Below are 20,555 nucleotides of genomic sequence, written 5' to 3' on the forward strand. Positions count from 1 at the left end.
ATCGAACTCCTGCTGAGGTCTTCTTGAACCAAGTGTTGCACTTCGAATGTGAATCCACATCCCCGCCTTCGCGAGGATGACAAAAAGCAAAATTGGGAGATCACTGTCATCCTCTGGCTTGACCAGGGGATCCACAACTCAAGCTCAATTTCAAAATTGCTAGATCCCTCCGCCTAAGGCGGAAGGATGACAAAGATAGTGCGTTCCTATTTTTCAATGAGTTGCTGCGCCAAGCAAACAAAGTCTGAAATGTCTAAATCTTCAGCGCGAGAAGTGAGGGGGATGTTGCAAGTATCTGCAGCTTTTTCTAGATTTTCTGCAGCAAGAGATAATCCTCCTTGCAAAAGTGCATTGCGCAAAGTTTTCCGGCGTTTTCCAAATGCAGCTTTCACAATTTGCTTAAACCATTTTTCATTCTGCAGCATAAAAGGGCTTGAAGTGAAATCGATGCTGATAACACTTGAATCAACTTTTGGGGCAGGAATAAAACTTTGTCTTGAAACATCAAAGCATTTTTTACAAACGCTTTGCACGTTAAGTAAAATACTCAAGATGCCGTATTCTTTTGTGCTTGGTTTGGCTATTAAACGCAGTGCAACTTCTTTTTGCATCAGCAACACCGCTTTGCCAATGATGTTCCGCGATTCAAGCAAATAAAACAAAATGGGAGAAGTAATTTCGTAAGGGATATTTCCAATGACTTTGAGCGATTTTATTTCTTTATGCGTTTGGAGAAATTGATCTAAATGTACTTTTAAAATATCGGCATGAATCCAGGTGATGTTTTTGAGATGTCCAAATTCTTCTTTTGCAATGGCCACCATATCGTCATCGAATTCTACAGCGTAGACGTGTTTACATTTTTCCGCTGTGAGAGCTGTCATTAAACTCAAGCCTGGTCCTATTTCTACGACGATGTCGTTGGTAGTGAGTTCAAGTTGTGCAATAATTTTTTCGAGTGTTGGACGTGGAGTTAAAAAATTTTGACCAAATTTTTTCTTTGCTCGAACGGAATATTTTTTAAGAAGAGATTCAATGGAAGGAAAAGTTGTATTCATATTTATGAGTGAGTTCCAATTTCCATGTTTGCAATGGCGTTGGTGTCGAGGCTACTTTGCTTTCCCATTTTCAAATATTGTTCACCAACATAAGCAATCATAGCAGCGTTATCGGTGCAGTATTCAAATTTTGGAATGGCAAGTTTCAAGTTTCTTTTGTCAGCTTCAGTTTGAAGTGTGCTGCGCAAAAGTGAGTTGGCAGCTACTCCGCCAGAGATGACAACGCCTTTAGCGTTGTGTATTTTAGCAGCTTCAAACACTTGCTTTACCACAATTTTTATCACGGTTGCTTGAAAGCTTGCGGCGAGATCTTGCTTGAATTTCTCATCAAAAGTGTTGGTGTTTTTTGCTTCTTTCACTTTGAGCAGTACCGCAGTTTTTAATCCAGAAAAACTGAAGTCGAGTTGGTTTCCGCTTCCAAAACGTGGAAGGGTAAACGTGTAGGCATGAGGATTTCCCTTTTGTGCCAGTTTGTCCACCAAAGGTCCGCCGGGATAACCTAGTTCAAGTAGCTTTGCTACTTTGTCGAAAGCTTCACCTGCCGCATCGTCACGTGTGGCGCCAAGAAGCGAGTAGTCGCCAAATGCTCTCACCAAATAGAGGCTTGTGTGTCCGCCAGAAATAACAAGTCCAATACTTGGAGCGGGAAAATCAGGCGTATCAATAAGATGCGCGTTAAGGTGTGCTTCAAGATGATTGACCGCAATAAACGGAAGGTGCTTTGCAAGAGCAATGGTTTTTGCGCTTGTAAGTCCAACCAAGAGAGAGCCAATGAGGCCTGGAGCATAGGTGGCTGCAATGCCCTCAAGGTTTTCCCAAGTAACATTGGCTTTTTCCATTGCGGTTTGAATCATGGGGATGATGACTTCTAAATGTCTGCGCGAAGCAAGCTCTGGCACAACGCCGCCAAAGCGAGCGTGAACTTCTTCTTGTGTGGCCACAACGTTGGAAAGAATTTTTCCATCGCAAATAACAGCCGCACCTGTTTCGTCACAGGATGATTCAATGGCAAGAATATTCATGGCTAATGTTTATTCTCCTCGGGAGTTTGAGGAGCTTCGTCTGCTTGCCTTTGTTGTTCAAGGGTTTGCGAGGGGTAGCTGCTTGCTTCTGGTGCAGAAGGTGCAGGTGCATTTCTTACTTGATCCATTTCGGTAATGATTTCTTTTGCTCTTAAAGCTTCAGCAGAATTTGGTGCTGACTGAATAAGTTTGTTGAAGAAAATTTTTGCATCTTCATTGAGTGAAAGTTCTTTAAAGGATATGCCTTGTTTTAACAGAGCTTCATTTCCCTTTTCGTTTTTTGGATGTTTGGTAAGAAACGACTGAAATTCTTTAATCGCTTTTTGCCAATCACGAAGAGAAAAATATGATTCCGCTATCCAATAGCGCGCACCAGAAGCAAAAGAACTTTTGGGAAATTTGGTAAGAAAACGCTGAAACTCTGCAACGGCTTCAAGATAACTTCCTTCTTCAACTTTTGAAAGAGCTTGCTGATAGAGTTTTCCTTCTTGAGCAGTTTTTGGAGAGATGCTTGAGATGGCTTTTGTCACTTGTTTCGAAACAACATGCATGCGCTCTTCCAAAATTTGCATGCGGTGAGTAATATCCAGAAAAAGTTTTTGAAGTGTTAGCTGTTGTGTTTGCAAAAGATGTCGATTGGCATCAATTTCACCATTAATTTTTTGAAGTTCTACATCTGATGCATTCACCTTTGCAATGGCAGATGCAAGCCCAGCATTGTTTTGCAAGTAGGTCAGTTCAATGTCGTGCAAACGTTTTTCGAGTTCGTCAATTTTTGCAGTGTCACTTTTTGAGTGAGCAGAAAATGAAGAAAAAAGAAGAAGAGCTAAAAGGGAAAGTGAAAAAAAATTTTTCATAAAATGTCTCCTCCAAAAAAATACGCCCTTTCGCTTTAGCTAAGGGCGTATGAGAAAGAAAATGGCATGTGTTTATTTTGCTACGAAATCGTCACGGCGATTTTGCCACCAGCAGCTTTCATCATGGCAAGTTGCAACTGGTTTTTCTTCACCGTAACTTACAGTGTTAAGACGGCTTGAAGAAACCCCCAAGTTTTGAAGGTAAGATTCTGCAGATCTTGCACGGCGATCGCCAAGAGCAATGTTGTACTCAAATGATCCGCGCTCATCGCAATGGCCTTCGATGGTTACGCTTTTTTTGCTGTTGTTTTGCATCCAAGTAGCATTGTCTTTAAGGATTGCAGCAGCATCAGATTTGATGTTGGATTTGTCATAATCGAAATGGATAGTTTTCAATGCTGTTTTTGGTTTTTTCTGTTGTTGTGAACATGCAGACACGAGAGCGAGACAGGTAACGGCAACGACGAGAAGCGACTGTTTTTTCATGTATTCCTCCGAAGAATTAATAAGATATCTGCCCTAAGCAGTTGCGCGGAAAGTAAGGAAAGCACCCTAAAAAGTCAAGAGAGAAAAGGGAGAAAAGAAGAAAGATTTCTTGTCAGATGGAATTCCTTTGCATAGCATGCGCGCATGTTGGAAAAAACAAAAATTCTTGTTTGTGATCGTTCTTTACTTTCGGTGAACATCCTCAACTTGCTTTTGAAGCGACCTGATTTTCAGTATGAACATCTCTCTTCCTTTCAAAACCTTGAGGCCTTAAAGTCTCTGCTGCTTCAATCTCATGTGGTGTTTCTCAATGCCAATGTTTTGCCCAATTACTTTGAGACTGTGTTTAAGGTTTTTTGCGACGACGCCAGGTCTAGAGCGCTTCCGAAATTTTTGTTTTTGGAAGAAGGTCAGCAAGAGCAATATGCTGCTTTGAGAGATATTCCCCACCTCGAGTTTATCTTCCGCCCCTTTTATCCAGCTGATTTTGCGAAACGTGTTTCGGCTTTCCTTCCATCAGAAAGGAGAGATGCGCATGCAAATAACTGAACTTCATCACGAGCGCAGGCTTTACGAAAGACATGCTTTTCGTGAGAAAATAATTTTTGAAAGTGAACACGGCGAGCCATTTTTTTATGTTTACTCCAAAGACTTAAGTTTTGGAGGAATGAGTCTAGAAGCGGATATCCCGGCAGCGCCAGGTTCTCTTGTGATGATTTCTTGCTCTCTTCCCAATCAGGTGAAAAGTTTCAGGGTTACAGCTGAGGTGATGAGGGCAAAGCCCGAAGACCGGTTTATGGCGCTTCGGTTTTTGGGGCTTTCTGAGGAGCAGCAGATAAGCTTGAAGGCGCTTTGTGAGCAGAGTTGTTAATCACTTGATAAAGTTTCCAAGGATAATGATCGTCTTCTCGTCGTATCCAAAAAGGTTTGCTTCCGTTTCTCCAGCCATCAACAATAATTGAATTTTCTATTGTCTCGCCTTTTTTGGCAATGGCGAGCGTGTTGTGTTCTCGATATTTTCCAGAATAAGCTTCAACCCAAGCGAGGGTGAAAAAATTCCAATTCTGGCTTCCTAAGTCGCGCTTCAAATTTTCAACATAATGATAGCAGTAGCCACGTGCATTTTTTGAAAGCTTGATAAAGGTGTTGTGAAGAAGCGGCCAACTTTTAATCTTAAATTCGCGTGAAGATTTGTAGAGACTTAAAATGGTTTCGCGTGCCAAGAGGTCAGCCTCATTTTTTATGTTGTTTGTTTTTATTTCGTGCAGGTTGAGGATGTCTTGTTTCAGTCTAAAAACGTATGTCCAAAATTCTAAGTTTGGAAGTAGTTTAGCAAAACCAGCAGCAGCAATGCGTTCCTGCTTGTTGAGGCGGAGCTTTGGATTTTTTTTATATTCCTCATATTTTGAAAAAGAAAGTGAGTTTGAAAGCGAGCTCTTTTGTTTCAGCAAATCAGAGTAATGGTGATCTGCAGAGAGCTGAAGATCAGTTTGGGAAAGATGTATTTCAGGAAGGATGTAGGCAAAGGAGACGAGTGGAAAAAGAAAAAGAAAAAAGAAAATGAAGGCGCATTTTATTCTCATTTTAATTTTTTTTCGAGAGCAGCTATTTTTCTTTTGAGTTCATTCATTTCATCTATAAGAGGAGAAGGCCGTTTTGCTTCTGTGTTTTTTCGCTTTTCATCCATAATTTCTTTTACATGGCTAAATTCTCGAACTCCTGTTTCTAAGGTTTTGCTCATAATTTCTTTGAACATGCCGCCACCAGTTCTGATGATATCAATGAAGGTATCCAGCGGAAGTTCGTTTCGCTTCTTTTTTTGCTCTTCAAAAATAATTTGAGCCAAAGTTACAGCTGTAATGTCTTCTCCGTTTGCGTTTTCAACGACGTGAACTTCATCTCCCATTTTAATCATTTCGGCTATGTCTTCTAACGTGACATAACAGGAATCTTGAGTGTCGTAGAGCTTTCTATTGCGATAGCGTTTAATGATTTTTTTTTGTTTTTTTGTCATGTTGATTTTTTTTGCTTGGTTTTGTTTTTCCTTTTGAGTTCTCTAAACCTTGGCACAAGTCTTGGGTAACGCTGAGAGCTCGATCGAAAAAATGAATTATTTTTTCATTTTTCATTTCGTGTTTATTTTTTTCTGCGTAGTCCTTGCAAAATGAAAACATGAAGTTGCTAAGATGTAATAAATCTCTTCCAAGATTTAAAACGTGCTCTTCGATTTTTGTTTGGCTTTGTTTTTTTTTGGTCATTTTTTTCTGGTAAACCAACGTTTTAGTTTTGGGCCTTCATTAATGCCAATCATGGCAGCGATGGCCAGAAGAATAAGAAGTATTTCTTTCCATCCGAAGTGTGAGAGGAAGTTTTCCATGCGGGCGTGTATATAGACTGCGTCATAACTTGTCTAGGAATTTAAAAATATTTTAAAAAAAATGCATGTAAAACAACTTGTTATAGAAATATTTTTTTATGACGCATAAAAAGTTGTGTCATGAAAAAGGCTTTGCCTTGCTGTAATGATTTGCAGGGGTGTTGTCTTTATCCCGTAGAAAAAAGACAATCATAATGACATTGATGGCGGAAAAGAGAATCAGAATGATGCTTGAAAAACTTAAAGGAAGTAAGGGGTGGAAAATCAGCGAAGATCCTAAAGCAAGAAAAAGTGAATAGAGGCAAATTAAAAAAGAGTGATCAAAATGATTTTCTATTCCCAGTTTTTGGGTTTGTTGCGGGTACCATTTTTTTGAGAAGCAAAAACGTTGAAAAAGAAAAAGGCAAAGAAGAAAAAACAGAATGAAATGTGCAAAAGAAAATTTTTCATCTTTTATATGCCAGAAGTGAAAGGCAAAAAGAAGAAAAGTAAGAGCCTCAAGAGAAGCTACAAGCCAAGAATTTGAAGTGAAAAGTAAATTTATTCTCATTTAAAAGGTTTCGCACACTGGTTGGCTGTTGCTTCTACATTTGGTCAAGAGAAGAAGTATGTCGTTGAGTCGATTTGTATTTTCTCGAAGTGTGCTTATCTGATGAGAGAAAATGAGTTTGTAGTCTTTGAGTTGTTTTTTGGAAATAATTCCCATTTTTACTAATTTCTTTGGTTCCGTTTCCAATGCTTTCTGTGCAGCGGTAAGATTATTGAGTGATTTTGTTTCTTCTTTCAGTTCATTTTGAACCGCTTTTTTCAGCTCTTCAAGATTTGTTTTTCTGATAAGAGGAAAAAACATGCTCTTTGCAAAATCTTCAACGCCAATCATTTTGAGAAGAGGTGGATGCTGAGAAAAAAGAATATCAAGTTCGGCAAGTATTTGAAGGTATTTTTCTTCTTTTATATTTGGAGCAAACGGATTGACTCCGTCGTGTTTTGCATTTGATGATGAGAGCCCAAACCATGAGCTGATCAAAGGGTAGCTGTCTACAAGCCTTGCGGTTTCAATGTTTTGCTGGGGAATGTTTGGCCCCGAAAAGACAAAGGGGATCAGCATGTCGTCGGCAATGATGGAGCCGTGGGTTGCAAGTTTTTCCTTTTTGAAGGTGTGTTCTCTATCTGCAATGAGAAAAATGTCGCCCGAGCGTGAGTTGTCAAAAATGCTTCCCACTTGAATGGGAAGATCAGGATAGTCACTTGAAAAGCTAGCCATCCACTCTTTGGCCGAATGAGCTTTTCCATCGCTGAGATGTTTTGTGGATTCGTGGGTGAGGTAACCCAGCGGATCTGTATCGGTGATGGAAGTGTAGCTACACCACAGTTGGTGGTGCACGCTTGAACAGTGAATGTCGGCAAGTTCGCCTCTTCGCGAAAGAATTTGAGCTTGTGCGCTTCCATTTCGGACAAGGACAAATTCTATTCCTGGAAGAGTGAGAAAATAATGGAGCAAGTTTTTTTCGTCAGCATTTTTAAATTCAAATTTATCTAAAGGAAAATTGCCTTGTAACGGTTTCCAATAGTTCGTTTGGAGATCGATATATGACTTAAGGTAAATTTGGCTTGAACTCACTCCGCGCTCAGAAACGTAGAGGTTAAAATTGCCTTCTTTCGGATTGTTTGGTTTTATCGCCAGTGCATTCCACATTTTCTGCTTCAACGCCAAATGCGCAGTAGTATTGTGTCCGCCATGATCCGCTGTGACAACCAGATATGTTTTGTTGTAAATATCTTGCTGATGAAGAAGATTGATAAACTCACCAACAAACTGATCAAATTGATGGAGAATTTTTCTTACTTCCTGCGAATCAACTCCATTTTTATGACCGGCGAGATCAACCGCTGGAAGAGCAACCAAGCTGTATCGCGGGAATTTATTTTTGTTCTTAACGGTGAAAAGTTTTTTCAGCTGGCGATAGGAGAGTTTGTCTACTTTGGCATAATCGTCAGTGATAAACGAAGCCCACAAGGCCCGAAGAGGAAGGCGTTTGGGTTTTGCAATGCTAGCACCTTTGCGAAAGCTGGAATAGAGTGCTGCCGTTTTATATCCCCGTGCTTCAAGTTGTTCGAAGAGAGTTTGAGGCGCTGTGAGGCTTTCAAGGCCATCTTTTTGCAAGGCCAAAAGATTGATGAAATCATCGTTTACGCTAAGGGCTTTGCCAGGGCTAAGATAGCTCATTTCTTTTTGTGAAGTTCGATCGAAACGGCCAAGGTGCGGTATGCCGCTGTGTCCCGGATGGAGACCGCTCACAACGCTTTGATAATTTGTGGTGGAGACAGTTGGAAAGCTGGCAATGGCGGTTTTTACTTGGTTTCCTCTCGCCTCCAATTCTGCTTTGAGGTGAGGGAGTTTTCCGCTGCTCAGTTCTTCGTCGAAGACTTGTTTGTTGATGCCGTCGATGAGGAAATGGATAACATAGACATCATTGAGCTGAGAGGCGTTTTCCATTTCTTCGGCGTGAAGAGAAAAAATGTGCGGAAAAAGAAAAAAGAAAAAAAGAAAAAAAAGTGAGAGTCGTTTCATGGGAGAAGGCTGCTAGCACTTCTTTTTCTTGAGGTCAATTGAAGTGCCAGTGTTTTTTTGCTCCAATTTGTTTGGTTTGGAAAAAGGACTTGCACAAAAATGAGGCACAATCCATACATGCGGGATGAGTCTTTTCCCCTGGCAGCGCGGCCTGAAGGCCTTGGAGCAAGCTGAAATGCTTCTTACCGAATGTTGTGAGTTACTTTCGCTTGAGCCGAAAATATTTTCAGCTGAGGCAAAAGAATGGATTCGCCGCAGAAGATGGAGCGACGAGCTCGCTGAAATGAAGCAAGTTGTTTTTCAAGCTGCTCTTATGGCTCACGCTGCAGTTGTTGATGTAGTTCACTTTCCGCCAAAATATAAACATGATCATGCTGCTCTTAACAAAACGCATTTCGATGATTTGGCGTTGGAAGAAGTGGTGCATGATAAGATCGCTCATTTTTTTGTTCGACTTGGCCACTATGATATTACCGGTATTCATAAATCTGTGTTGCAACAAGTGGAACGTCCGCTCATTCGCTTGGCACTTCATCAAGCGGGTGGAAATCAAATGAAGGCAGCGCGTATTTTGGGAATCAATCGAAATACTCTTCGCTCGAAAATGAAAAGTTTGGGGCTCTAATATGGAAGATGTGAAAAAGTTTGTCTTAACTATTGGCGGAAGTGATCCATCAACACATGTGGGCGTTCATGCAGATTTGGCAGCGCTGGCAAATTGTGGTGTAGAGGCACTTTCCGCAGTTACCGTGATTACAGGGCACGATGAAAATGGCGCGTTAACTTTACATCCAACACCCGCTGATGTGCTTTCCCAGCAGCTTTCCTCGGCATGCAGAAATCAAAAACCAAATGCAGTAAAAATTGGACTTCTTGTTACTCAAGCCAATACTCGTGTTTTAGTTTGGTTTCTCAGAACCCTTAAACCAGAGCATGTGGTGATTGATCCTATTCTTCATTCTTCATCTGGTATTGCGCTTATGGAAAAGAAAGCGGTCGATTTTTATCGTCAACAGCTTTTGTCCATGGCAACGCTGATTACGCCAAATCTGCAAGAAGCATCCATGCTTGCCGGTATGCAAGTAAACACTACAGAAACCATGCAAACGGCGGCGAAAATTATTTATACAGAACTCGTTCGATTTAAGTCTGACAAAACCTTGCCCTTTTATGTGTTGATAAAAGGTGGGCATTTGGAAGGTGACCCCATCGATGTTTTATACGGTGGGAAAAGTGCTATTTTATTTTCGGGAAAACGCTTTTCTTCAGAAGGCAGAAGAGGAAGCGGCTGTAGATTTTCCTCCGCATTAGCCGCTTCACTCGCAAAAGGTGACGACCCAGCAGTTGCGGTGAAGAAAGCGAAAGATTATATGACGGATCACGTTTATGTTTTATCCTAAGTTTTTTTCCAAAAATCTTTGATAACAGTGATTTAAGGAAAGTGCATGTATTTGGAAGTGAAAAAGTGCTTGTAATATTGTAATAAATTATGCAATATATCAGTTACTATGCACCATCGAAAGCGTCATATCCTTCACATTATCTCCAAGCGGGCGAAGATTTTTCCGGTGCTGGGCATTGTGGGGCCACGTCAGGTGGGAAAAACTACCTTTTTAATGCAGGAATGGAAAAAGCTGAGTAAGGCCCAGTACGTCACTCTGGATAAATCGGAAATGGTTAAGCGTGCTAAACGGGAACCTGAAAATTTTTTATTATCTGCATCAGAAGATCTCGATAAAAAGCTTATCATTGATGAAGCGCAAAAGGTGCCTCAGCTTTTTGATTCGATCAAATCCATTATTGATGAACGAAGACGAGTCGGTCAATTTACGTTATCTGGTTCTGTAGAATTCTCCGATAAATCGGGAGTGCGCGAATCGCTGGCAGGTAGAATGGGAGTGTGCCGTCTCTATCCCATGACGCTGAGTGAATTGGCGCAGAAACCACTTCGAACTCCATGGGTTAAAGGATGGAATAAATATAAGCCACATACAACTGCCAGAGATATTGATGTCTGGTTGAAACGGGGCGGAATTCCAATTTTTTGCTCTTTGCATAATGAAACAGAGATGCAGCTTGCTGTTCAAAGTTGGTTGGAGGCGCTCTGTTATCGTGATTTGCAGCAACTCAAGGGAGCGCGGTTGGACGGTGATGTGGCCATGGCTATACTTGGTGCACTTGTGCGTCATCCCACCCTCAATGCAAGCGCAATCGCTGAAGATGCCGGGGTGAAGAGAAATACGGTTCAAAAACATTTGGCTGCTCTTGAAGCGCTTTTTATTCTCTATCAATTGCCCTCTTTTAATAACCGGAGGGCAGCGCCTGATTATGTTTTTTTCGACACGTCTTTGGTGCATTATTTTTTAGGCAATCGAGAGGATGCATTTATACGTCATCAGACCCTGAGGACATTACTGATCAGCGAAATTCTTGCTCAGCATGAATACAGCGGAGCAGCTCGTCCGGGCTTGTTTGCCTATCGCTCACGAGGAGGTGCTGAAATTGATCTTGTTCTGCAGGATAAAAAGAGAACTTTGGGAATTCAGCTCAGTATTACCAGTGACATTTCTTCCTATTCACTACGAGGTCTAAAAAGTTTTTTAAGTAAGCAAAGGTCAGCTCAAGGTATTGTGTTTGCACCGGTTACCGAGGAATTCACATTAGACGGAATACGCATCATGCCTTGGACATATATCGGATGAAGTCAGAAAAACTTCAGGGAAGCATCAAGACTATTATCGCACCTCTATCACTTTAGAATCTGCATCGGTGACTGTCTTCACAACGGTATCAGCGTAGTTTAAGATGATTTTTTCTTCATTAAATAAGTACTCTGCCCACCAGTCTGTGAGAGATAAATTAGAGTTCCACTTTTTGCATATACTTCGGAATTTCCACGTGCCAGTTGAGTTCCCGCTCGATTCTTTCTTTTAGAGCCTGCGCTGATTCAGGTTCCCCATGCACAAGAAAAGTAGTTTTTGGAGGCTGACGAAAGCCTTTTAGCCATCGCATAATGTCTTTGTAGTCGCCGTGTGCAGAAAGAGATTCGATGTGTTCAAGTTGCGCTTTCACCGGAACGCTTGAACCGTGAATGTTGAGGCTTTTTATTCCATCCAGCAACATTCGGCCTTTTGTACCCATGGCTTGAAAACCCGTAAGCACAATGGTGGAGAGCTTATCCGGGAGATAAGCTTTAAGGTGATGGAGGATTCTTCCGCCGGTAAGCATGCCAGAAGAGGAAAGAATAATTGCTGGTTCTTCGAGATAGTTTAATTTTTTTGAATCTTCAGATTCATGAATTTGCTTTAAACGGCTTGGATGAAAAGCGGCTTCGGTGAGGTTTCCGTTTGAACCATTTTTGAAAAAATCGTGTTCATCAAGGTAGTTCATGTAAATAGCGGTGGCATCAATGGCCAGTGGGCTGTTGAGGTAGATGGGAACGTCAGGAAGTCTTCCAGCTTTTTCAAGTTCCTGTAAAATATATAAAACTTCTTGCGTTCGATTGACGGCAAATGCTGGTATGATTACCTTTCCGCCACGAGATATTGTTTCGTTGATAATTTTTTCGAAGCGATCAAACACATTTTCGGCAATGTGTTCTTTGTTGCCATAGGTTGATTCCAAAACGAGATAGTTCACCGATTTTACGGCGCCCGGGTCTGAAGTGAGCAGCGAATCATAGCGACCGATGTCACCCGCAAACATAACGTTGTAGTGGTGATACCCTTCTTTAATTGAGATGTTAATAAAACGTGATCCCAAAATATGGCCCGATGGGCGAAGCATCATGCGCACATTGTCTGACAGCTGATGCCACTCTTTATCGGGAACTACTTTAAGTTGCTGCAATGTCTTTATGGCATCTTCATAGGTATAGAGAGGAATGGGTTGCTTGTGTCGAGAAAAGCCTTTTTTAGATGCAAATTTTGCATCTTCTTCTTGAAGGTAGCCAGCATCGGGCAATAAAATTTTGCAGAGTTCAACACTGGGCTCCGAAGCTAAGATGCTTCCGGTAAAGCCGTTTTTGGTGAGCACTGGAAGATATCCAGAATGGTCGATGTGCGCATGTGTAAGAATGACGGCCTCAAGCGCTCGTTCATCAATGGGAAGAGCTTGCCAATTTCTTCGCTTCAAATCACGAAGGCCTTGAAAAAGTCCGCAGTCGATGAGCCAAGAATGAGTTCCATCAGTGAGGTGGAATTTTGAGCCAGTGACGGTTCCAGTTGCTCCTAAAAATTGGATTCGCACGTGTTGGGAGGACCTTTCTGTAGTTTTTGGCGTGTGCAAAAACGAAACAGTACCAGTATACGCGCTCTTGGTAAGAAGCGCAAACAGAATATCGCCGAAGACTCTCCTCGACAAGTTTTTGGCTTCGTGTCATTTCAAAACTGATGAAGAAGATGCAAGAAACCATTGATGCCTTCCCAAATACGCCGGGAGTTTATCTGTTTAAAGATAAAAAAGGCGCGGTGTTGTATGTAGGGAAAGCAAAAGACCTTAAAAAAAGAGTGAAGTCGTATTTTCTTGGCCAAGATGAAAGAGCAAGTGTTGTCTTTTTGGTAAAACGCACCTGCTCGCTAGACTATATTATGACTGATTCAGAGAAGGAAGCTTTGCTGCTTGAAAATACGCTCATCAAAAAATATCGGCCGCGTTACAACATTCACCTCAAGGATGACAAAACTTACATTAGCATTCGCATGAATGTGCAGCATGAGGCGCCGGGTGTGTTTGTGACGCGAAGAGTGGTGAAAGATGGTTCGTTTTATTTTGGTCCCTATGTTTCATCGCAAGCAGCACGTGAAGCGGTGGAGCAAATCACAAGATTTTTTCGAATCAGAACGTGTAAAGACAATGAATATGCAAACCGTGTTCGACCTTGTTTAAAATATGACATCGGCCGCTGTACCGCACCCTGTGTGAAGTATGTAAGTTTGCAACACTATGCAGAACAAGTGGAAGAAGCGAGTTTGTTTTTGAAAGGGCGATCAAAAAAACTTCTTCATGTTTTAGAAGAAAAAATGAAACGTGCTTCCGAAAAAATGGATTATGAACTTGCGGCAAGATACAGAGATGCACTTCGACTTTTAGATGATGTTCAAGAAAAACAAAAAGTGGTTGCGCAACATGGTGAAAGCTTTGATGCTATTGGATTTGCAAATGATGAAGGTTTTTTTGTCTTGTGTGTGATGATGATTCGAAAGGGCATTTTGCTTGATACTGCGATCTTCCAACTTGGCGAAACAAGCAGCAATGCAGAAGAAGTGGTTCACACTTTTTTGCTTCAACGATATCTTGGAAATACAGAAATGCCGCCAGAAATTTATCTTCCTCTTTTGGGAGAAGATGCAGAAAATATTCAAGATATTCTGATTGCGAAGCGAAAACAAAATGTAAAACTGCTGGTTCCGCAACGAGGATTGAAAAAATCTTTTATTGAACTTGCAGAAAAAAACGCGCAGCAACAACTTCCTCAAAAAATGAAAGAGGAAAAATCTTTTGAAGAGGTGTTGTTTCAATTGCAGCAAAAGCTGCATTTATCAGATCTTCCCGAGACCATTGAATGTGTGGACATATCACACCTTCAAGGAAAAGATGCTTATGGTTCGCTTGTGTGTTTCAGACGCGGGAAACCTGCAAAAGAAGCATACCGTCTTTTTACGATTAAAAGTCTGAGTACGCCGGATGATTATGCCATGATGTATGAAGTGTTGATGCGAAGGTTTGGCAGTTTTCAGTTAGAGCGCGGTGAAAAAAATATTCATCTTCCACCTCCAGATTTGTTGCTTGTAGATGGAGGAAAAGGGCAGCTTGCAATTGCAATGCGTGTGCTTGAAGAGCTTGGTCTGTCTTCACTTCCGGTTTGTGCACTCGCAAAAGGTTCTGAAGAAGATCGCGGAAATAGAGCGAAAGGAAAAATGGATGATCGTGTTTTTGTGCCTGGACGAAAAAATCATTTAACCTTCAAAAGAGGATCAAAAGAGTTGCTCTACTTAATGCGCATTCGTGATGAGGCTCATCGTTTTGGAATAACGGCGCATCGGAAAAAGCGACAGAAAATATTTCGGAATTAAAAAACCGGCAAAGAGCCGGTTTTTTAGTAAGGAAAAAGGAGAGGCCCTTTTACAGGTCTCATGAAGAATTAATTCAGTGATTCTTTGATTAAAACTTGAGACAAAATGCTTCTTGATTTTGCACCAGTGACTAATTTCACGGGTTCGTCTTGATTGGGAGTGATGAGGATTTCGCAGAGAATTCCTTTTCGCTCGCGGCATTTTCTGGGAATAAAAATTCCACCACATGACAAAACGCTTGGGTGTTGCTGCTGTGCAGCTCCCCCATGCTTACTTAAAAGTTGCCTTGCGATTGTTTCGGTTGTTGAAGCTTTTTTCATCATTTCCCACATCCCCTGTTGATCTCTCTGACAAGTATTGCAATGCCAGTGCCAAAAATGAGGAAGGAAAATAATGGTGATAACCAATTGAATTATAATGTTTTTTCAAGATTCCGAAGAGAAGCTTCAAGAGCAAAAATGGTTTACTTTCACCCCCTTTGAGAAGGTGTTGGCGTGATTTTGACTGATTTGTCGGATAAGGGACAAGAAAGAGGAAGAAGTGAGGGCACATTCTAAAGCAAATTTTTTGTCCGAGTCTAACAGACCTTGTTTTTAAGCAAGGTCTGGTGTTCTTTATCTGCAGTTTTGTACCTTACTGCTAACGGGGAAATCGTTCTACTCCGCCTTGCCATGTTCCATCAATTGCAGCCTGAGCAAATTCAATGATTCTTTTTTCAGCGATGGCAATAACTTTTCTTCCTTCTGGTGTTCTTGTATCTAGCCATGGGTTATGCGCTACTCCTTCAAAAATGCTGATTCCAACAGGATGACCTTCTGCACTGCGCTTTTATGCTAGGTTTTCCCAGAAACGTTCACTGCCCTCAGGATAGCTGGTGTCACTATCGCCCACAATATAAGTGGTGGGTGATGGCCTGCCAGTGTAGGGGCGACTTAGATCGTGGTAATCATTGAAATGCAAAAGTTGTCCAGCAACTGATTTGCGCAGTGCCCACATAAGCCCTCTTGGGTCATAACGATTTTCGGCAATGGTTGAAAGCCTTGCGAGGTCACGCACATTGTATCGAATCCAATCAGGTTTAAAGCCAGAAAGACCAATTTTTCCGGCAAGCAACCTTGGGTATCGATAATCCAACTCGTCAACCACTACCGCTCCAAAACTTCTTCCCATAACAATGAGAGGTTTCTCGCTTCCATCGTCATTGGGATACTGTGCCTTAAGATAAGCTATGTAAGTAGCAAGGCTGTGAGTGAAGCTTGTCATGCTCGAGGTAGCGCTACCTCGATCTCCTAAAACGTGATGAGGAGGATCGATGGAAACACCAAAGACACCTTTGCGCGCCAATGTGCGTAAAATGGGAACTCCAGAGCCGCCAGAAGACCAGGCACCACTACAACCTGGAAGAAAAAGAAAGAGGTATGGAGATGTTCGTGGATCAACAAGCATTGACTGAAAGTGTGCGGTGTTAAATCCCGGATGTACAAATCGCTCGATACCATATTCGGCAAGTTTTGTTTCAGCATACACACGTTGGTATGCTTGTGGAATAGGCGTTGGAGTTGTGCGGTCTGGGATAACATCAAGAAGAGTAAAGAAAATCTTGTCTCCATTTTCTCCAAACTCATATCCCTCTTGAAAAAGATCTCGAATACGTTCACTTTGTGCGAGTGTGATAAAGTTTTGTGAACATATTTTTTGCAAGAGTTCTAGCAATTCTATTCGATCATTCTCGTTTCCAGACGGAGTTAATTCTAGCGTTTGCGCATCAAATCGCACAGCAAGCTCTGTGTTATCGGGGAGCATGGTTAAGGCTATATGCAAGCGTTCGAAACTAGTGACAGGGTTTCCCGTGCTTCCAGTGAGCCAGGCGGCTACTTCGGTGGGAAGTTTTTTCAAAGGTGATCCGTCTTTTGTAACTGGAACCAAATCGATATATGCGCTTCTATCTTCCACAGGAGGAGGCGCGATGACTAAGCTTGCTCCTTCTGCCATGTGATATACGACGTGCCTGGCCGCAGCGTCAGCAATAATCAAGTCTTCCGGTCTTACAAGAGTATGATAATGGTTTGAGAGTGACAACTCAAGAGAAGCCAAGGCTTGGGTTAACAGGCCCAATTCAGATGAACTTAGAAAATTCAGGCGATGAAGTTGTGTATCATCAATACCGCGTTCTCTTAAGAGAGCCGCTATATCATTTTTTGCATTGGCGATTTCGCTGAAAGAAAGAGAAGTGAGCGTCGTTAGATCTCTAATGCCCAGTCTCGCCAAAGTGCGAAGCAGCCTTTCTTTAGTTTTAAACCCAGCATTTAAAGCTGCGACAATGTGCTTTTGAAGCATTGCTCTTTCTCTTTGAAGTTCTTCCAAGGGGCGATCATATCCTTGAGGATTTTCAGCTGAACCCTTATCAAAGTGCCGAGAGAAATAGGCAAGCACAGCATCCAGTTCATCTAACGAAGCTGCAAGAGTTTTTAGCTCATCTGCCTTTATCTGTGCAGGCGTTTCAGCTTTATGAGGAGAAAGGTTGAATGGTGTAAATGCTGGAGGAGCTTCGCCTATGGTTGTTGTTGGTCTTTCGTTTATGTAAGCATGATATGCTTTCCAGAATGCTTCTACTTGTTGGCGGAAAGTTTTTTTCCTTTGAGCTGGTTTTGAAAGTGTTGCAGCTGCCTCCAGCCAATCAAGAGGGAGGCGTTGAAGGGAGTTGTCATCAGGTTTTTTCAACTGCACATTGTGAAGAGCTAAAACGCGAGTTATTTTTTGCACTGCAGCGAAGCTGTCTATCCCGGGTATTGCAAATAGTTCATCTGGAGTAAGAGTTCCCATGCTGCTTATGGTTCGGAGGCCTTGGGGTGCAAGTAACAAAGCTCTCACTTGTGTTTCCGAAAGGAAAACGTCTTTGCTTGTGTCTCCTAAGTTTTGGATGTCATCATTGCTTGCATCAGCAAAGTCCGCAGATGAAAAAGAGGCTTGATTAAGAGCTGATATGTCGAAGGCGAGTAAAGCTTGATTTAACTGCCGAAAGGTCTCTGCGCCATGTAACTCAAGCCTTTTCATTGCGCGCTCTTCTATGCCACCAGGTTTTTTTATCAGTGTAGTAAGTGCATGTCTTTGAAAGCCATTGCTTTGAAGGGTACGGAGCTCATCGAAGAGAGAAGCTGTTTTTTCATTTTTTCTAAACTCTAGTGCTTCAATAAGAGAATGCACTCCGTGTACGGCTAACTCATTTGCAAGGGCGTCCAGCTTTGTTTGAAAAGCTGAACTGCCTGGGTTGAATTCTAAGCGAAATGCTTCAGTCAAACCTAACCTTATTGGTGTGGTAAGTTTATTTATAAGCTGTGCGCGGTCCCGGTCGTTGGTATCAAGAAGCCGAGGTGCATTGTTAACAACATGTGCCCGTATTGCGAGGCTCACAGCTTTTTGTGCTAGCTGTGTGTAGTGTGTTTCCATGAGAAGGCCAAACTGAGCCTGTGTAAAAGAAGCAAGGTGTTCTTTTGTTTGGATTCCGCTCTCCAGTATTCTCTTCGCTGTAGGTGTAGCAACGTCAGCTATGTGTTGTGGTGATGCAACAGAAGTTGAAAAACGAAGTGGTCCAGCAAGATTTGTTCCTTGAGCGAAAACAGAAAGCCTAGCTCTGAATGTTTCCGTGCAACGTGCGCCATCAACGATGTGCGCGGCAATAGAACTTCGAGCAAAAGGAACAGAGGTCATGCCGCTGGGTAAGGTAACCCTTGTAAGAAGTGGAGTTGGAAGGGGTGGAAAATTTGTATTCATGCCTTATCCCTTCTGCGAAACCCATTTTGGATGGTGGCTTTATCCATAGTTTTCTTATCGCTTAAAGCTTGGAAAAGTTGCGTTTTCTTTTTTTCGAGATTGGATGGGGCTTTAAGAAGCGATGACAAGATAAAAAGCTGAGGGCAAAAGGCTCTCTTGGTGCTTGTCTTTTGAAGTAATAGGCTGATTGTATGTGCCAAACTGCATGTCATGGTGTGCTCCTTGAGCCTGAGATAAAAGAATTCAAGCAAGGTTCTACGGGTGTGTAACGAAAGAGACTCCAAATTGTAGGGGAGGGGGTTATTTAGGGGTAGGAACCCCTAGCAGACCTAGGTTAAGCAGGGCGCGAAGAGACAGAGAAAGCACAAGAGTTTTGCTGAAAGAGAGAGAGTTGTTCGTTAAATGTGCCATGTCTTGCGGAGAGCCCTAACAAGAAAAGAAATTCCTTGTCAAATTTTTTTTGAAATGACTTCTGCTAGACATGAAGCCACCGTCATGTTAGCCAGCCTCCCATGTCAGAAATAAAGGAAATTATCCGAAAAACGACAACGCTCGCAAGGCTTGAATTAAGCGAGTCCGAGTTACAACCACTCATTTCAAAAGTGGAATCCATTTTAGCTTTCGTAAAAAAACTCGAAGAGCTTGATGTGAGTGCGGTGGAACCTATGTCGCATGCCGTCTCTGTTTCCGGAGTACTTCGAGAAGATGTGGTGAAAACTTCCACGCATGCCGAAAACATTAAAACACTTTTCCCCGAAAAAGATGGTCCTTATCTTCAAGTTCCAAAGGTTTTAGATCATGAGTAATCTTACATCGTCCACGTTGGCAGAAACAAGAGATCTGCTTCGAAAAAAAGAAATCACTTCAGAAGAAGTCACTCGCGCTTACCTCGATGCGATTCGTGCAAAAGATGAAACACTCAACTGTTTTGTGCATGTGTGCGAAGATCTTGCTCTTGAGAGAGCCAGAGAAACAGATGCTTTGCGGGCGACAGGAAATGATAAGCCTTTGCTTGGTTTGCCTTTTGCGTTGAAAGATATTTTTCTCACCGAAGGTATTCCCACAACCTGCGCTTCAAAAATGTTGAAAAATTATACTGCAGCTTACACCGGAACAGCAGTGAAAAAACTACACGATGCCGGAACAGTATTGCTGGGAAAACTGAACATGGATGAGTTTGCCATGGGGTCCACAAACGAACATTCTGTTTTTGGACCGGTTAAAAATCCATGGAATCCACAGTATATTCCTGGAGGTTCAAGCGGTGGTTCTGCAGCAGCAACCTCCGCAGACCTTTGTGTGGCAAGCCTTGGAACGGATACTGGAGGTTCCATTCGTCAGCCGGCAAGCATGTGCGGTGTTGTGGGAATAAAGCCAACCTATGGCAGAGTTTCTCGTTATGGCGTCATTGCCTTTGCGTCTTCGCTTGATCAAGTTGGTCCACTTACGAAAGATGTTCGCGATGCAGCCCTTGTGCTGGAAGCTATTGCGGGCCACGATGAAAACGATGCCACTTCACTCAACGTGCCTGTCCCAGAATATTCTAAAGTGCTTGGCAAAGATATTGCGGGAATAAAAGTGGGGATTCCTAAAGAATATTTTATTGATGGAATTGATAAAGACGTGAAGGCCTGTGTTCATGCGGCTTTGAAGCAACTAGAAAATCTTGGTGCAAAGCTTGTGGACATCTCACTTCCACACACTGAATATGCAGTCCCAACGTATTATATTCTAGCTCCAGCCGAAGCATCTTCCAACTTAGCGCGCTATGATGGCGTACGTTACGGTTATCGTCATAACGCACAAGACTTAAACGATATGTACAAGCTTTCCCGCAGCGAAGGTTTTGGCGACGAAGTAAAGCTTCGTATCTTACTTGGAACATTTGTTCTTTCAAGTGGATACTACGATGCCTACTATTTGCGTGCACAAAAAGTGCGTCAGTTGATTAAGCAAGATTTTGATAAGGTATTTAAAGAAGTTGATGTGATTGTTTCTCCGGTTGCTCCAACAGCTGCATTTAAATTTAACGAAAAAAGCGAAGATCCAGTACAGATGTATTTGAATGACATTTTAACTATTCCAACAAGTTTGGCTGGTCTTCCGGGAATGTCGGTTCCATGCGGGTTTACGGGTGATGGCCTTCCAGTTGGAATGCAAATTATTGGAAAAGCGCTTGATGAAGAAACATTATTTCAAGTGGCTTATGCTTATGAACAATCAAGTGAATGGCATTTGAAAAAGCCGTCTTTGTCATTGTGAAGGTAGCCATTCAGTAATATTTTTTTGTCATCACGAGGAGTGAGTCGACGTGGTGATCTCGATTTTTCAATTGTTC

At 42.1% G+C, this 20,555-nt stretch carries 21 protein-coding genes; 8 read left to right on the forward strand and 13 right to left on the reverse strand.

Annotated features, from left to right (window positions below):
- Positions 1 to 206 precede the first annotated feature (206 nt).
- From rsmA to pal, 4 genes are all read right to left on the reverse strand, one after another.
- The gene (gene rsmA, locus COV43_05685; protein PIR25361.1) at positions 207 to 1,058 is read right to left on the reverse strand and encodes a ribosomal RNA small subunit methyltransferase A; all 852 of its coding nucleotides are present in this window, start codon (positions 1,056 to 1,058) and stop codon (positions 207 to 209) included.
- A 2-nt stretch (positions 1,059 to 1,060) separates the two neighbouring features.
- Positions 1,061 to 2,080: a tRNA (adenosine(37)-N6)-threonylcarbamoyltransferase complex transferase subunit TsaD gene (gene tsaD, locus COV43_05690; GenBank protein PIR25362.1), complete on the reverse strand. Its 1,020-nt coding sequence runs from the start codon at positions 2,078 to 2,080 to the stop codon at positions 1,061 to 1,063.
- Positions 2,081 to 2,082: 2 nt separating this feature from the next.
- Positions 2,083 to 2,937: a tol-pal system protein YbgF gene (ygbF, locus tag COV43_05695; protein ID PIR25363.1), complete on the reverse strand. Its 855-nt coding sequence runs from the start codon at positions 2,935 to 2,937 to the stop codon at positions 2,083 to 2,085.
- Positions 2,938 to 3,009: 72 nt separating this feature from the next.
- Entirely contained in the window at positions 3,010 to 3,423 is a 414-nt protein-coding gene (gene pal, locus COV43_05700; protein PIR25364.1) for a peptidoglycan-associated lipoprotein, read from the reverse strand.
- A gap of 144 nt (positions 3,424 to 3,567) precedes the next feature.
- Here pal and COV43_05705 point away from each other — a divergent pair, with 144 nt between their 5' ends.
- Both COV43_05705 and COV43_05710 read left to right on the forward strand, forming a co-directional pair.
- Positions 3,568 to 3,972 carry a hypothetical protein gene (locus COV43_05705; GenBank protein PIR25365.1) on the forward strand — a complete coding sequence of 135 codons (405 nt, stop codon included), beginning with the start codon at positions 3,568 to 3,570 and terminating at the stop codon, positions 3,970 to 3,972.
- On the forward strand, positions 3,953 to 4,294 hold the full coding sequence (locus tag COV43_05710; protein PIR25366.1) for a hypothetical protein: 342 nt from the start codon (positions 3,953 to 3,955) through the stop codon (positions 4,292 to 4,294). Before COV43_05705 ends, COV43_05710 begins: the two co-directional genes overlap by 20 nt.
- On the opposite strand, the gene COV43_05715 is transcribed toward COV43_05710, so the two are convergent.
- The 5 genes from COV43_05715 to COV43_05735 all read right to left on the reverse strand — a co-directional run bounded on the left by COV43_05715 (position 4,218) and on the right by COV43_05735 (position 8,372).
- Positions 4,218 to 5,006, reverse strand: coding sequence for a hypothetical protein (locus tag COV43_05715; protein ID PIR25367.1), 789 nt, complete (start codon positions 5,004 to 5,006; stop codon positions 4,218 to 4,220). The two genes, COV43_05710 and COV43_05715, sit on opposite strands and share 77 nt — an antisense overlap.
- Positions 5,003 to 5,437, reverse strand: a complete 435-nt coding sequence (locus COV43_05720; protein ID PIR25368.1) for a hypothetical protein — start codon at positions 5,435 to 5,437, stop codon at positions 5,003 to 5,005. The genes COV43_05715 and COV43_05720 overlap by 4 nt, the downstream gene beginning before the upstream one ends.
- Positions 5,409 to 5,681 carry a hypothetical protein gene (locus COV43_05725; protein PIR25369.1) on the reverse strand — a complete coding sequence of 91 codons (273 nt, stop codon included), beginning with the start codon at positions 5,679 to 5,681 and terminating at the stop codon, positions 5,409 to 5,411. The genes COV43_05720 and COV43_05725 overlap by 29 nt, the downstream gene beginning before the upstream one ends.
- A 237-nt stretch (positions 5,682 to 5,918) precedes the next feature.
- On the reverse strand, positions 5,919 to 6,350 hold the full coding sequence (locus tag COV43_05730; GenBank protein PIR25370.1) for a hypothetical protein: 432 nt from the start codon (positions 6,348 to 6,350) through the stop codon (positions 5,919 to 5,921).
- On the reverse strand, positions 6,351 to 8,372 hold the full coding sequence (locus tag COV43_05735; GenBank protein PIR25371.1) for a hypothetical protein: 2,022 nt from the start codon (positions 8,370 to 8,372) through the stop codon (positions 6,351 to 6,353). It abuts the gene before it with no gap.
- Between the two features lie 124 nt (positions 8,373 to 8,496).
- Between COV43_05735 and COV43_05740 the strand changes: the two genes are divergently transcribed.
- The 3 genes from COV43_05740 to COV43_05750 all read left to right on the forward strand — a co-directional run bounded on the left by COV43_05740 (position 8,497) and on the right by COV43_05750 (position 11,074).
- Complete coding sequence (locus tag COV43_05740; GenBank protein ID PIR25372.1) at positions 8,497 to 8,997, forward strand: hypothetical protein; 501 nt, start codon at positions 8,497 to 8,499, stop codon at positions 8,995 to 8,997.
- 1 nt (position 8,998) lies between these two features.
- Complete coding sequence (locus COV43_05745; protein ID PIR25373.1) at positions 8,999 to 9,772, forward strand: hypothetical protein; 774 nt, start codon at positions 8,999 to 9,001, stop codon at positions 9,770 to 9,772.
- A gap of 108 nt (positions 9,773 to 9,880) precedes the next feature.
- Positions 9,881 to 11,074, forward strand: a complete 1,194-nt coding sequence (locus tag COV43_05750; GenBank protein ID PIR25374.1) for an ATPase — start codon at positions 9,881 to 9,883, stop codon at positions 11,072 to 11,074.
- 157 nt (positions 11,075 to 11,231) lie between these two features.
- Here COV43_05750 and COV43_05755 read toward each other — a convergent pair whose 3' ends face one another.
- Complete coding sequence (locus tag COV43_05755) at positions 11,232 to 12,734, reverse strand: MBL fold metallo-hydrolase (protein PIR25375.1); 1,503 nt, start codon at positions 12,732 to 12,734, stop codon at positions 11,232 to 11,234.
- A gap of 29 nt (positions 12,735 to 12,763) precedes the next feature.
- Between COV43_05755 and COV43_05760 the strand changes: the two genes are divergently transcribed.
- Entirely contained in the window at positions 12,764 to 14,446 is a 1,683-nt protein-coding gene (locus COV43_05760; protein ID PIR25376.1) for an excinuclease ABC subunit C, read from the forward strand.
- Between the two features lie 68 nt (positions 14,447 to 14,514).
- Here COV43_05760 and COV43_05765 read toward each other — a convergent pair whose 3' ends face one another.
- From COV43_05765 to COV43_05775, 3 genes are all read right to left on the reverse strand, one after another.
- Complete coding sequence (locus COV43_05765) at positions 14,515 to 14,769, reverse strand: hypothetical protein (protein PIR25377.1); 255 nt, start codon at positions 14,767 to 14,769, stop codon at positions 14,515 to 14,517.
- Between the two features lie 505 nt (positions 14,770 to 15,274).
- Positions 15,275 to 18,217: a hypothetical protein gene (locus COV43_05770; GenBank protein ID PIR25378.1), complete on the reverse strand. Its 2,943-nt coding sequence runs from the start codon at positions 18,215 to 18,217 to the stop codon at positions 15,275 to 15,277.
- Positions 18,214 to 18,429 (reverse strand): hypothetical protein, encoded by a 216-nt coding sequence (locus COV43_05775; GenBank protein ID PIR25379.1) that lies wholly within the window; start codon positions 18,427 to 18,429, stop codon positions 18,214 to 18,216. Before COV43_05775 ends, COV43_05770 begins: the two co-directional genes overlap by 4 nt.
- A gap of 300 nt (positions 18,430 to 18,729) precedes the next feature.
- Here COV43_05775 and COV43_05780 point away from each other — a divergent pair, with 300 nt between their 5' ends.
- Positions 18,730 to 19,023, forward strand: a complete 294-nt coding sequence (locus COV43_05780) for an Asp-tRNA(Asn)/Glu-tRNA(Gln) amidotransferase GatCAB subunit C (protein PIR25380.1) — start codon at positions 18,730 to 18,732, stop codon at positions 19,021 to 19,023.
- Positions 19,016 to 20,479, forward strand: a complete 1,464-nt coding sequence (locus tag COV43_05785; GenBank protein ID PIR25381.1) for an Asp-tRNA(Asn)/Glu-tRNA(Gln) amidotransferase GatCAB subunit A — start codon at positions 19,016 to 19,018, stop codon at positions 20,477 to 20,479. The genes COV43_05780 and COV43_05785 overlap by 8 nt, the downstream gene beginning before the upstream one ends.
- Positions 20,480 to 20,555 lie beyond the last annotated feature (76 nt).

It is taken from the genome of Deltaproteobacteria bacterium CG11_big_fil_rev_8_21_14_0_20_42_23 (assembly GCA_002796345.1).
In the GTDB taxonomy this organism is placed as follows: Bacteria; UBA10199; UBA10199; order 2-02-FULL-44-16; family 2-02-FULL-44-16; genus 1-14-0-20-42-23.

Coding starts and splice junctions, on each gene's coding strand:
- rsmA (PIR25361.1), bottom strand. CDS start 1,058: ATGAATACAACTTTTCCTTCCATTGAATCTCTTCTTAAAAAATATTCC.
- tsaD (PIR25362.1), bottom strand. CDS start 2,080: ATGAATATTCTTGCCATTGAATCATCCTGTGACGAAACAGGTGCGGCT.
- ygbF (PIR25363.1), bottom strand. CDS start 2,937: ATGAAAAATTTTTTTTCACTTTCCCTTTTAGCTCTTCTTCTTTTTTCT.
- pal (PIR25364.1), bottom strand. CDS start 3,423: ATGAAAAAACAGTCGCTTCTCGTCGTTGCCGTTACCTGTCTCGCTCTC.
- COV43_05705 (PIR25365.1), top strand. CDS start 3,568: ATGTTGGAAAAAACAAAAATTCTTGTTTGTGATCGTTCTTTACTTTCG.
- COV43_05710 (PIR25366.1), top strand. CDS start 3,953: ATGCGCATGCAAATAACTGAACTTCATCACGAGCGCAGGCTTTACGAA.
- COV43_05715 (PIR25367.1), bottom strand. CDS start 5,006: ATGAGAATAAAATGCGCCTTCATTTTCTTTTTTCTTTTTCTTTTTCCA.
- COV43_05720 (PIR25368.1), bottom strand. CDS start 5,437: ATGACAAAAAAACAAAAAAAAATCATTAAACGCTATCGCAATAGAAAG.
- COV43_05725 (PIR25369.1), bottom strand. CDS start 5,681: ATGACCAAAAAAAAACAAAGCCAAACAAAAATCGAAGAGCACGTTTTA.
- COV43_05730 (PIR25370.1), bottom strand. CDS start 6,350: ATGAGAATAAATTTACTTTTCACTTCAAATTCTTGGCTTGTAGCTTCT.
- COV43_05735 (PIR25371.1), bottom strand. CDS start 8,372: ATGAAACGACTCTCACTTTTTTTTCTTTTTTTCTTTTTTCTTTTTCCG.
- COV43_05740 (PIR25372.1), top strand. CDS start 8,497: ATGAGTCTTTTCCCCTGGCAGCGCGGCCTGAAGGCCTTGGAGCAAGCT.
- COV43_05745 (PIR25373.1), top strand. CDS start 8,999: ATGGAAGATGTGAAAAAGTTTGTCTTAACTATTGGCGGAAGTGATCCA.
- COV43_05750 (PIR25374.1), top strand. CDS start 9,881: ATGCACCATCGAAAGCGTCATATCCTTCACATTATCTCCAAGCGGGCG.
- COV43_05760 (PIR25376.1), top strand. CDS start 12,764: ATGAAGAAGATGCAAGAAACCATTGATGCCTTCCCAAATACGCCGGGA.
- COV43_05765 (PIR25377.1), bottom strand. CDS start 14,769: ATGATGAAAAAAGCTTCAACAACCGAAACAATCGCAAGGCAACTTTTA.
- COV43_05770 (PIR25378.1), bottom strand. CDS start 18,217: ATGAATACAAATTTTCCACCCCTTCCAACTCCACTTCTTACAAGGGTT.
- COV43_05775 (PIR25379.1), bottom strand. CDS start 18,429: ATGACATGCAGTTTGGCACATACAATCAGCCTATTACTTCAAAAGACA.
- COV43_05780 (PIR25380.1), top strand. CDS start 18,730: ATGTCAGAAATAAAGGAAATTATCCGAAAAACGACAACGCTCGCAAGG.
- COV43_05785 (PIR25381.1), top strand. CDS start 19,016: ATGAGTAATCTTACATCGTCCACGTTGGCAGAAACAAGAGATCTGCTT.